13 protein-coding genes and 1 pseudogene are annotated in these 9,834 nt (G+C 72.0%); 5 read left to right on the top strand and 9 right to left on the bottom strand.

Going from position 1 to position 9,834, the window contains the following annotated elements; all coding sequences use genetic code 11:
• Both ATJ97_RS00645 and ATJ97_RS00640 read right to left on the bottom strand, forming a co-directional pair.
• Nucleotides 1-389 (bottom strand): annotated as a pseudogene (locus tag ATJ97_RS00645) (NAD(P)/FAD-dependent oxidoreductase); the annotation flags it as partial.
• Nucleotides 386-769, bottom strand: coding sequence for a rhodanese-like domain-containing protein (locus ATJ97_RS00640; protein ID WP_098482087.1), 384 nt, complete (start codon nucleotides 767-769; stop codon nucleotides 386-388). The gene ATJ97_RS00640 and the pseudogene ATJ97_RS00645, both read right to left, overlap by 4 nt.
• A 422-nt stretch (nucleotides 770-1,191) precedes the next feature.
• Between ATJ97_RS00640 and ATJ97_RS00635 the strand changes: the two genes are divergently transcribed.
• On the top strand, nucleotides 1,192-1,800 hold the full coding sequence (locus ATJ97_RS00635) for a class I SAM-dependent methyltransferase (RefSeq protein WP_098482086.1): 609 nt from the start codon (nucleotides 1,192-1,194) through the stop codon (nucleotides 1,798-1,800).
• 236 nt (nucleotides 1,801-2,036) lie between these two features.
• Here ATJ97_RS00635 and trxB read toward each other — a convergent pair whose 3' ends face one another.
• The 7 genes from trxB to ATJ97_RS19600 all read right to left on the bottom strand — a co-directional run bounded on the left by trxB (nucleotide 2,037) and on the right by ATJ97_RS19600 (nucleotide 5,802).
• Nucleotides 2,037-3,038: a thioredoxin-disulfide reductase gene (trxB, locus tag ATJ97_RS00630; RefSeq protein ID WP_098482085.1), complete on the bottom strand. Its 1,002-nt coding sequence runs from the start codon at nucleotides 3,036-3,038 to the stop codon at nucleotides 2,037-2,039.
• Between the two features lie 117 nt (nucleotides 3,039-3,155).
• On the bottom strand, nucleotides 3,156-3,497 hold the full coding sequence (locus ATJ97_RS00625) for a DsrE family protein (RefSeq protein ID WP_098482084.1): 342 nt from the start codon (nucleotides 3,495-3,497) through the stop codon (nucleotides 3,156-3,158).
• 47 nt (nucleotides 3,498-3,544) lie between these two features.
• Complete coding sequence (locus ATJ97_RS00620; protein ID WP_098482083.1) at nucleotides 3,545-3,808, bottom strand: metal-sensitive transcriptional regulator; 264 nt, start codon at nucleotides 3,806-3,808, stop codon at nucleotides 3,545-3,547.
• Between the two features lie 80 nt (nucleotides 3,809-3,888).
• Nucleotides 3,889-4,284, bottom strand: a complete 396-nt coding sequence (locus ATJ97_RS00615; protein WP_098482082.1) for a DUF302 domain-containing protein — start codon at nucleotides 4,282-4,284, stop codon at nucleotides 3,889-3,891.
• A gap of 37 nt (nucleotides 4,285-4,321) precedes the next feature.
• Complete coding sequence (trxA, locus tag ATJ97_RS00610; protein ID WP_098482081.1) at nucleotides 4,322-4,693, bottom strand: thioredoxin; 372 nt, start codon at nucleotides 4,691-4,693, stop codon at nucleotides 4,322-4,324.
• A gap of 105 nt (nucleotides 4,694-4,798) precedes the next feature.
• Nucleotides 4,799-5,662, bottom strand: a complete 864-nt coding sequence (locus tag ATJ97_RS00605; RefSeq protein WP_143426827.1) for a hypothetical protein — start codon at nucleotides 5,660-5,662, stop codon at nucleotides 4,799-4,801.
• Entirely contained in the window at nucleotides 5,659-5,802 is a 144-nt protein-coding gene (locus tag ATJ97_RS19600) for a hypothetical protein (RefSeq protein ID WP_170036992.1), read from the bottom strand. The genes ATJ97_RS00605 and ATJ97_RS19600 overlap by 4 nt, the downstream gene beginning before the upstream one ends.
• Before the next feature lie 268 nt (nucleotides 5,803-6,070).
• Between ATJ97_RS19600 and ATJ97_RS00600 the strand changes: the two genes are divergently transcribed.
• From ATJ97_RS00600 to nicT, 4 genes are read left to right on the top strand one after another with little or no spacing between them, the layout of a single operon-like run.
• A complete protein-coding gene (locus tag ATJ97_RS00600; RefSeq protein WP_098482079.1) occupies nucleotides 6,071-6,391 on the top strand; it encodes a rhodanese-like domain-containing protein in 321 nt (106 codons plus the stop codon).
• A gap of 46 nt (nucleotides 6,392-6,437) precedes the next feature.
• The gene (locus tag ATJ97_RS00595) at nucleotides 6,438-7,820 is read left to right on the top strand and encodes an MBL fold metallo-hydrolase (RefSeq protein ID WP_098482078.1); all 1,383 of its coding nucleotides are present in this window, start codon (nucleotides 6,438-6,440) and stop codon (nucleotides 7,818-7,820) included.
• A complete protein-coding gene (locus ATJ97_RS00590; protein WP_098482077.1) occupies nucleotides 7,817-8,641 on the top strand; it encodes a sulfite exporter TauE/SafE family protein in 825 nt (274 codons plus the stop codon). The genes ATJ97_RS00595 and ATJ97_RS00590 overlap by 4 nt, the downstream gene beginning before the upstream one ends.
• Nucleotides 8,642-8,664: 23 nt before the next feature.
• Nucleotides 8,665-9,771 (top strand): Nickel transporter NicT, encoded by a 1,107-nt coding sequence (gene nicT / locus ATJ97_RS00585; protein ID WP_098482076.1) that lies wholly within the window; start codon nucleotides 8,665-8,667, stop codon nucleotides 9,769-9,771.
• Nucleotides 9,772-9,834: the final 63 nt, after the last annotated feature.

The following is a 9,834-nucleotide window of genomic DNA, read 5'->3' as shown; positions in this document are numbered from 1 at the left end:
AGGGTGGTCGAGACCCTCGACCGGCGGGCGCACGGCGGTGGCCCCGGGCGCGAGCACCAGGGCGTCGTAGGGGAGGCGGTACGTCCGCTCCGCGGTCCGCACGGTCACCTCTCGCGCACCGCCGTCGACGGAGGTGACCCGGTGCCCGGTGCGCACGTCGAGGTTGAGGGCCGTGGCGAGCGTGGCCGGGTGTGCAGCAGCAGGGAGTCGCGCCGCTCGATCTCCCCGGACAGGTGGTACGGCAGTCCGCAGTTCGCGAAGGAGACGAACTCGCCCTGCTCGAGCACCACGATGTCGGCGTGCTCGTCGAGCCGGCGGGCGCGGGCGGCGGCGCTCATGCCGCCTGCCACCCCGCCGACAACGACGATGCGTCGTGTCGGGGACGTCATCGGCGCACTGCCCCGCCGGCGCGCTGCCACGCACCGATGCCCCCGGACACGCTCGTGGCGTCGTAACCCAGGGAGCGCAGGTGCTTCGCCCCGGTGCGCGAGCGCATGCCCGACGCACACATGACGACGACCGGCTGGTCCTTGACCAGGCGCCGGGGCGCCTTGTCCAGGTCGGCGAGGGGGATGTGCACCGCCTGCGGTGCGTGGCCGGAGCGCCACTCGGCCTTCTCGCGCACGTCGACCAGACTCGCGCCGTCGCGGACGAGCTCCACGGCGCGCGCGGCGCTGACGGTGGTCCCGAGCCGCCCGTCGGAGGAGGCTCCGAAGAGGGCACGCAGCCGGCCGAGCAGGGAGGTGGACGGGGTCTGGGGTGAGGTCATCGGTGGTTCCTTTCGTCGTTGGTTCAATACCCACCGGGTATCAGTATTCCCGAGGTGCGCGTGACCGGCGGTATGACTCACGTCACGGCGCACTGCTCGCGGTACCCCGCCCGGTATCCTTCGGGTAGGGCAGACGCACTGGAGGGCCACGATGGAGCTCGGACGCGACGGACATGGGCAAGTGGTCAACCGCCCTCAGGCGTGCGCAGGGGCAGCTCGCCGGCGTTCTTCCGCATGCTCGAGGAGGGCAAGGACTGTGCCGACGTCGTCACCCCAGCTCTCTGCCGTGAGCAAGGCCCTCGACCGCGCCGGGCTTCGCCATCATCGCGTCCGGCATGCGTCAGTGCCTGGCGGATTCCGATGGCGAGGAACACGCTCGACGTCAGGCGCCTCGAGAAGCTGTTCCTCTCCCTGGCCTGACCATGGACGCGGAGAGCTGGGACGCCCGCTACGCCGAGCAGGCGCACGTCTGGTCCGCCGAGCCCAGCCCGGTTCGTCGTGGAGACCTTCTCCGACCTGCCCGCTGGCACGCCCTGGACGTCGCCACCGGTGAGGGTCGGCACGCGATCTGGTTCGCGTCGCGCGGGTGGACCGTGACCGCCGTCGACTTTTCCGGCGAGGCGATCCGCAAGGCACGCGCGCTGCAGGAGGCACACGCACCCGGGACGGCGGGCCGCATCGAATGGGTCCGCGCGGACGTCGTGGCAGAGCCGCCGCGACCCCGCGCCTACGACGCGGTCGCCATCGTCTACCTGCAACTGCCGGCTCTCCAGCGCCGCCGCGTGCTGCGGGCGGGGGCGGACGCACTCGCGCCCGGCGGCACCCTGCTCGTCGTCGGGCACGACTCGACCAACCTCACCGAGGGGGTCGGCGGCCCGCAGAACCCCGCCGTCCTGTTCACCGCCGACGACGTCGCCCAGGACCTCGCCGGCTCAGGTGTCAGCATCCTGCGGGCCGAGCGTGCCTCGCGCCCCGTCGGAGACGACGGTGCCGCAGCGCTCGACGCGGTCGTCGTCGCCCGCCGGGCCTGAGTGCCGGAACTTCACGCTTCACGCGATCTTCACGCCGGTTCATCTGCCGGCACCACATCGGGTGCAACGGCCGGTACGTACCGCGAGATCCAGACCTACCTCGAACAGGCCGCCGGCGAGATCGACGTCCGCGGCAGCCTCCGCGGCCTCGGCCGCGGACACTAGAGGAGAACGGCAGGACCCTTCGTTACGAGCTCCACACCGAGCGCCGCTGTCCATAGGAACGAGACCCGCCGTCAGACGAGGACGGAGCCCTGGGGGGTCTGGGAGGTGTCGGTGCCGGGCTCGCCGGCCTCGTGGAGCTTGGCGAGGTAGCGCTCGGCGTCCAGGGCGGCGGCGGCACCGGTGCCTGCGGCGGTGATCGCCTGGCGGTAGATGTGGTCGACGGCGTCGCCGCAGGCGAAGACGCCCGGCACGGTGGTGGCGGTGGTGGGGTGGTCGACGACGATGTAGCCCTCCTCGTCGAGCCGGACCTGGCCCTGGAGGATCTGGGTGCGCGGGTCGTGCCCGATGGCCACGAAGATGCCGGTGGCGTCGATCTGCCGGGTCTCGCCGGTGACGGTGTCGCGCAGGGTCGCGCCGGTCACCTTCTGCTCGCCGTGGATCGCGGCCACCTCGCTGTTCCAGGCGAACTCGATCTTGTCGTTGGCCAGGGCGCGCTCGGCCATGATCTTCGAGGCGCGCAGCTCGTCACGGCGGTGCACGACGGTGACCTTGTCCACAAACCGGGTCAGGAAGGTGGCCTCCTCCATCGCGGAGTCGCCGCCGCCGACCACCAGCACGTGCTGGTTGCGGAAGAAGAACCCGTCGCAGGTGGCGCACCAGGAGACCCCGCGCCCGGAGAAGGTCTTCTCCTCGGGCAGGCCGAGCTCGCGGTAGGCCGAGCCGTTGGCGAGGATGACCGCACGGGCGGCGAAGGTCTCGTCGTCGTCCGTCGTGACGATCTTGACGTCCCCGGACAGGTCGACGGCGACGACGTCCTCGTAGCGGATCTCCGCCCCGAAGCGCTCCGCCTGCTTCTGCATGTTCTCCATCAGCTCCGGGCCGAGGATGCCCTCGGGGAAGCCGGGGAAGTTCTCCACCTCGGTGGTGTTCATCAGCGCACCGCCCGCGGTGACCGAGCCGGCGAAGACGACCGGGCGCAGGTTAGCCCGCGCCGCGTACACGGCAGCGGTATACCCGGCGGGACCGGACCCGACGATGATGACGTCGCGAACGTCAGGGGTGAGGTGGCTCATTCAGCGTTCTCCTGGGCAAGGTCGAAAGGGGGATTCGAGCGGCGCCGTCAATGAAGGCACCGGCCAGCGCCGAGCGGAGCTGGGTGGCACGGATGCCGGCCGGGGTGGACGGGCACGTCAGGGTCGCAGGTACGCCCAGCCCTCGCGCTGACGAGCGACGAGGTGCCCGACGCCGGACGACACGGGAACCGCGTCCGGGACGAGGTCATCCTCAGTCAGCCCCTGCGAGCGCATGGAGTTGCGGCAGACCCGGAGACTGACTCCGGCTGCCATGGCCTCGGCCAGCGCGTCGGCCGTCGGCCGGCCCGGGCGGGCGAGGTCGATGGCGGGCCCGTGCGTGACGAGCTCGACCGCGGTGCCGGGCGGCACCTCGGGCAGGAGATTCAGTGCGTTGCGCAGCACCGCCCGGTGCTTGTCCTCCCCGGCCTCGTCGAGGTGGATCACCACTCCGTCGGTCATGCGGTCTCCTGAGTTCTCGTCGTGACTGGTGAAGCGTGGGCGGGCTGTCAGGCGAGCGAGAGGAAGAGCGTCTGCAGCTTCTCCACGTCGAGGGTCGACTCACCCTCGGGCTCGGTCAGGCACTGCCTCATGCCGGAGGCGATGATGGCGAAGCCGGCGCGGTCGAGGGCCTTGGAGACGGCGGAGAGCTGGGTGACGACGTCCTCGCACTCGCGGCCGTCCTCGAGCATGCGGATGACGCCGGCGAGCTGCCCCTGGGCGCGCTTGAGCCGGTTGATCACCTTGCTCATCTCGGCCGGGTCGAGCTCCATGGCAGTGCCTCTCTCGTGGCGGTCTCGCCGGTCTGTCCCGGCGAGAGCGGGGGTGACAAGCCCCCGTGGTGCGATGGTGGTCATGCCTGCTCCACGGCGGTCAGGGCCTTGCGGAGCCTGTCGGCCGCGTCGTCGGCGACCGGGCGCAGGTCCTCGTTGTCGGTGACTCCCACCATGATCTGCGGGTCGAGGGCCTCGACCGCGGTGCGGTTGTCGCCGATGGAGCGCACGACGACGTTGCACGGCAGGAGCAGCCCGATCGACTCCTCGGCCTGCAGCGCGCGGTGCGCCAGGGGCGGGTTGCAGGCGCCCAGGATGACCTGCGCGGGGATGTCGATGTCGAGCTTCTTCTTCAGCGTCGCGGCCATGTCGATCTCCGTCAGGACGCCGAAGCCCTGCTCGGAAAGGGCCTCGCGGATGGCGGTGACGGCCTGGTCGAACGGCTGCTCGACGGTGACGGTGATGCCGTAGCTCATGGTGTCCTCTCGGTCGAAGTGCTGGGGACGGGCGCGGTCAGGCGGACTGCTTCTCCTGCTCCGCGAGCTGCTCGCGGACCTTGTCCATGTCCAGATCCTGCACGGCGGTGATGACCTCCTCGAGCGCGGGTGCAGGCAGCGCGCCGGGCTGGGAGAAGACCAGGATGCCGTCGCGGAAGACCATCAGCGTCGGGATGGAGGTGATGCCGGCCTGGGCGGCGAGCATCTGCTCGGCCTCGGTGTCGACCTTGCCGAACACGATGTCCTCGTGCTTCTGGGACGCCTTCTCGAAGACGGGCGCGAACATGCGGCACGGGCCGCACCAGGACGCCCACCAGTCGACGAGGACGATGCCGTCCCGCTGGACGGTGTCCATGAAGGTGTCGGCGGTGAGGTTGACGGTAGCCATCTGTACTCCTCGAGGTAGTTCGTGACGTGCTGGGGTAATACCCCTACGGGTATCTCAACACGGCCGGGCTCCAGATATTCCAGCCCGAGGCCGGCCGTGCTGGGCTCAGGTGCTGCAGGTCGTGGCGGCGCCGGTAAGGCGCTGGACGAGGCCGAAGGCCACGGCCGCCAGGGCGACGACGGCCATCGCCGGCTGGAGCGGCGCCGAGCCGAGGAGCCACGCGGCCGCCAGCACGCTCCCCGCCGACATGGCGGCGCACGGGCTGCAGCCCAGGTCCGGTCGCCAGCCCTGGCCGCGCAGGGGCAGGTAGGTGGCCAGCGTGGCGGCGGAGATCAGTGCGGTCAGCGCCACGAGTGCCGTCCACAGCGGGGCCTCGGTCGGCATCCAGCCGCCGCCGGTGGTCACCAGGGCGGCGAGAAGGACGGGTGTGAGCGCCGCCGTGGCGACGGTGCGCCGTCGCGGCCACCGGCCGCCGCCGCCCCGCAGGGCGGTGACCGGCTCGTTGCCGGGTCCTCTCGTCGCGGGCGCGCCAGGCTCCGGTGTGCGGTCACGTGCTGGACGCGCCTCGCCACCGTCCTCGCCGTTGCCCCTGATGCCGTCCCTCGGCGGGGTGGAGCTGAGCAGCGCGTCGAGGGCGTCAAGCCCGCCGTCGTTGTACGCGCGCCACGCGGGCGTGTCCGCACCGGCGTGCGCCGTCCAGCGGTCGCGCACGGCGCGCACCGTCACCGTCGGGTCCTGAGCCGGAGCCTGCTTGTCGACGGCGCGGCGGACCTGCGCCAGAGCGGCGGCGGCGCCCTCGTGATACTTCGCCGCCGGTCGCGGCTCGCCGCCGCGGGAGAGCGTGCACAGGGACTCGTTGCCGGCGGCCGCCGTCAGCTGGCCGACCGCGTCGGCCTCGAGGTGGCGCACGAGGTCCCCGACGTCCCGGGCGGCCGTCATCCCGCCGACGACGCCCGTCGGGCCGGTCACGGCCACAGCTCCTCCGCCGCCCGGCCGTCGCAGGTGCACCGCTGGTCGGGGGTGACGTCGGACAGAACCTGCGCGGCGTGCATGCCGCACCCGGTCCAGGTGGTCTTGCCGCAGGTCTCACAGGTCGCGGGGCTGCACATCTCTCTGTCCTCACTAGGTGGTGGGTCTTGCCCCCTGGTGGCCGTGTCGCGCAGATGCGCCGGTGGCTGTCACGTGCAGGAATGGAGGCGTGGAGGCTCTCGCCTGGACAAGAACTATACCCCTGGGGGTATGGTTACGCCAGACTGCGGAGCTGCTTCCAGCTTGCAGGCCGGGGGCGGGAATGCTCCCGGAACCGGCGGTGTTGTAGCCGCCCGATACCCCCTAGGGTATCAAGAGTCATGTCCCCACAGTGAGGAAACAAGCCACATGACCGAGGTCTCCATCGACCAGTTCGCCGCCGCGAAGGCGGACGGCGCGTTCGTCGTCGACGTCCGTGAGCCCGGTGAGTACGTGCAGGGCCACGTCGCCGGTGCGGAGCTCATCCCGCTGAGCGAGGTCCCGCAGCGGACCGCAGCCCTGCCGACGAACCAGCCCGTCTACGTCATCTGCGCCAGCGGTAACCGCAGCCTGCGTGCGGCCGAGTACCTGCGCGCCTCCGGCCTCGACGCCTACTCCGTCAACGGGGGGACCGCCGGCTGGATCCGCGCCGGCAACCCCGTGGTGACCGGCCCGCACGCCGAGGCCTGAGCGACTCCCCGCCTGATCGCCGACCCGCACCGGAAGGACCAGCTTCATGACCACCACCACGATCATCTCCATCGAGACCCCTTCGCTGGGGGACCGCAGCTACCTGGCCCACGACGGGGAGGTCGCCTTCGTCGTCGACCCGCAGCGCGACATCGACCGCGTCCTCGACGCGGCCGCCAGGGCCGGCGTCCGTATCACCCACGTGTTCGAGACCCACATCCACAACGACTACGTCACCGGCGGCTACGCCCTCGCACAGGAGACCGGGGCGGCGTACTACGTTAACGCCGACGACGAGGTCTCCTTCGAGCGGACCGGCATCCGCGACGGCGACGTGGTCGAGGTCAGCCCCACCATGCGGGTGCGGGCGATGCACACTCCCGGGCACACGTTCACCCACCTGTCCTACGTGCTCGAGGGCGAGGACCCGGCCGTCTTCTCCGGCGGCTCCCTGCTCTTCGGCTCCACCGGCCGCCCGGACCTGCTCGGCGAGGCCCACACGCACGAGCTCGCCCGCCACCAGTACAGCTCGGCACGCCGGCTCGCCACCGAGCTGAGCGACGACACCAAGGTCATGCCGACCCACGGGTTCGGCAGCTTCTGCGCCGCCACCTCCGCCGGGGGAGACACCACGGCCTCGACCATCGGCCGCGAGCGGATGATCAACCCGGTGATGTCCCAGGACGAGGAGGACTTCGTCGCCGACACCCTCGCCGGCCTGGACGCCTACCCCGCGTACTACGTGCACATGGGCCCGGCCAACTCCTCCGGCCCCACCGCCTCCGACCTCTCCGAGCCCGAGCGGGCCGACAAGGACCAGCTCCGCACTCGCCTCGAGGCGGGGGAGTGGCTGGTGGACCTGCGCACCCGCACCGCCTTCGCCAAGGGCCACGTGCCCGGCACGTTCAACTTCGGGCTGGACGGCCAGTTCGCCACCTACCTCGGCTGGCTCATCCCCTGGGGCACGCCGGTCACCCTGCTGGGCGAGAGCCCGGACCAGGTGGCCGAGGCCCAGCGCGAGCTGACCCGGATCGGCATCGACCGGCCCGCTGCCGCCGCCACCGGACGCCCGGAGGACTGGACCGACGCGCCGCTCGCCGAGCTCCCCAGCGCCAGCTTCGCCGACCTCGAGCAGGTCCGTCACCACCGGCCCGTCACCGTCCTCGACGTCCGCCGCGTCAGCGAGTGGCGCGACAGCCACATCGACGGCGCCGTGCACCTGCCGATCCACGACATCGTCAGGCGCATGGACGAGGTGCCGGAGGGTGAGGTCTGGGTGCACTGCGCGTCCGGCTACCGCGCCTCCATCGCCGCCTCGCTCGTCGCGGCCACCGGCCGTCGCGTGGTCGTGGTCGACGACAGCTTCGACCGCTCCGCGCAGGCCGCCGGCCTGCCGATCGTCTCCGACCAGGCGACCGCCTCGGCGTGAGCGCGCTCGTCCTCGCCGTCCCGCTCGGGGTCGTCGTCGGGATCACCCTCGGCGCCCTGGGCGGCGGCGGCTCCATCCTCACCGTCCCCGCCCTCGTCTACCTCCTGGGCCTCGACGCCCGCGCCGCGACGACCGCGTCGCTGGTCATCGTCGGCATCACGACGCTGATCGGGATGCTGCCGCACCTGCGCGCCGGCCGGGTGCGGCTGGGGCAGGGCGTGGTCTTCGGCCTCCTCGGCGTCGGCGGGGCGTTCCTCGGCTCGTTGCTCTCGACGACGGTGCCCCAGAACGTCCTGCTCGTCGCCTTCGCGGGACTCATGCTCGTCGTCGCCGCGGTGATGACCCGGCGGCGGCGGGCCGCCGCCCGCAGGCAGGCCGCCGGCCAGGGCGAGGTGGAGGCGCGGACCACCCCGATGCTCTCGCTGCGCCCCTTCCGGTGCGACTGCCGCGCCGTCGGCGTCCTGCTGCTGACGGCCACCGCCGTCGGGCTGCTGACCGGGTTCTTCGGGGTGGGTGGCGGCTTCGCCGTCGTGCCCGCGCTCGTGCTGGCCCTGCGGTTGCCCATGCCCGTGGCTGTCGGCACCTCGCTGGTGGTCATCACCATCAACAGCGCCAGCGCGCTCGTGTCCCGGCTCGGCCAGGACGTCACCCTCGACTGGGCGCTCATCGGCTCCTTCACCGCCGCCTCGGTGGTCGGGAGCCTCATCGGTGCCCGGATCACGTCCCGGGTGAGCCCGGCCCGGCTCAACCTCGCCTTCACCGTGCTGCTGGTTATCGTGGCGCTCTACACCGCGGCCCGCAGCATCCCTCAGCTGTTCTGACCCGCTCCGAGAGGATCGCCCCCATGTCCCTGACCGCGTCCGTCGCCTCGCGCACGGCCCGGCCCCGTCGGTGGAGCGGCGCCGAGCAGCGCTCGGTCGCCGGCATGGCCGCGGTGGTGCTGCTGCTCAACCTCGTCGGCTGGGGAGTCCTGCTCCTCGCCGTCGCGCCCCAGCAGCTCACCGTCGGCAGCGCCGGGGTGTTCGGCGTCGGGCTCGGCGTGACCGCGTTCCTGCTCGGGGCGCGCCACGCCTTCGACGCCGACCACATCGCCGCCATCGACAACACCACCCGCAAGCTCGTCGGCGAGAACCGCCCCGCACTGAGCGTGGGGTTCTGGTTCTCCCTCGGTCACTCCAGCGTGGTCTTCGGGCTCGCCCTGCTGCTCGCGCTCGGCGTGAAGGCCGTCGCCGGTCCGGTCGCCGACTCCGGGTCGGCGATGCAGCAGACGCTCGGCACGGTCGGCTCGATCGTGGCCGGCACGTTCCTCATCCTCATCGGCCTGCTGAACCTCGGCTCCGTGCGCGGCATCGTGCGGGTCTTCCGGGAGATGCGCGGCGCCGCCCTGGACGAGCGCGAGCTCGAGCGGCTGCTGAACAACCGCGGCGTGATGGCGAGGCTGCTCGGCCGGTTCACCCGCCGCGTGAGGAAGCCGTGGCACATGTACCCGGTCGGGCTCCTCATGGGGCTGGGGTTCGACACCGCCACCCAGGTGGCGCTGCTCGTCCTCGCCGGCGGCACCGCAGCGCTGACCCTGCCCTGGTACGCCATCCTCGTGCTGCCGGTGCTCTTCGCCGCCGGGATGAGCCTGTTCGACGCCGCCGACGGCGTTCTCATGGCTCGGGCCTACCGCTGGGCGTTCCTCGCCCCGGTCCGCAAGGTCTACTACAACCTCACCGTCACGGTCCTGTCGGTCATCGCCGCCCTCGGTATCGGCGTCACCGTCCTGCTCCAGCTGCTCGCCGAGCACCTCGAGCCCACGGGCGGGTTCCTCGGGTGGGCGGCCGGTCTGGACATGGGCAGCGTCGGGTACGCCCTCGTGGCGCTCTTCCTCACCGCCTGGCTCGTCAGCCTCGCGATCTGGCGGCTGGGCCGCATCGAGGACCGCTGGACGGCGGCCACCGCCTCCTGACCCTGGGGCGCCCAGCGCCTTCGCGCCGCCGGCCCTCCGCCTGCCCCCACGGGGCCGGCGAGG

The sequence above is a fragment of the Georgenia soli genome (assembly GCF_002563695.1).
Lineage (GTDB): Bacteria > Actinomycetota > Actinomycetes > Actinomycetales > Actinomycetaceae > Georgenia > Georgenia soli.
The sequence above is the reverse complement of the archived record's forward strand: the minus strand, read 5'-3'. Positions and strand labels throughout refer to the sequence as shown.

Coding starts and splice junctions, on each gene's coding strand:
- ATJ97_RS00640 (WP_098482087.1), bottom strand. CDS start 769: ATGACCTCACCCCAGACCCCGTCCACCTCCCTGCTCGGCCGGCTGCGT.
- ATJ97_RS00635 (WP_098482086.1), top strand. CDS start 1,192: ATGGACGCGGAGAGCTGGGACGCCCGCTACGCCGAGCAGGCGCACGTC.
- trxB (WP_098482085.1), bottom strand. CDS start 3,038: ATGAGCCACCTCACCCCTGACGTTCGCGACGTCATCATCGTCGGGTCC.
- ATJ97_RS00625 (WP_098482084.1), bottom strand. CDS start 3,497: ATGACCGACGGAGTGGTGATCCACCTCGACGAGGCCGGGGAGGACAAG.
- ATJ97_RS00620 (WP_098482083.1), bottom strand. CDS start 3,808: ATGGAGCTCGACCCGGCCGAGATGAGCAAGGTGATCAACCGGCTCAAG.
- ATJ97_RS00615 (WP_098482082.1), bottom strand. CDS start 4,284: ATGAGCTACGGCATCACCGTCACCGTCGAGCAGCCGTTCGACCAGGCC.
- trxA (WP_098482081.1), bottom strand. CDS start 4,693: ATGGCTACCGTCAACCTCACCGCCGACACCTTCATGGACACCGTCCAG.
- ATJ97_RS19600 (WP_170036992.1), bottom strand. CDS start 5,802: ATGTGCAGCCCCGCGACCTGTGAGACCTGCGGCAAGACCACCTGGACC.
- ATJ97_RS00600 (WP_098482079.1), top strand. CDS start 6,071: ATGACCGAGGTCTCCATCGACCAGTTCGCCGCCGCGAAGGCGGACGGC.
- ATJ97_RS00595 (WP_098482078.1), top strand. CDS start 6,438: ATGACCACCACCACGATCATCTCCATCGAGACCCCTTCGCTGGGGGAC.
- nicT (WP_098482076.1), top strand. CDS start 8,665: ATGTCCCTGACCGCGTCCGTCGCCTCGCGCACGGCCCGGCCCCGTCGG.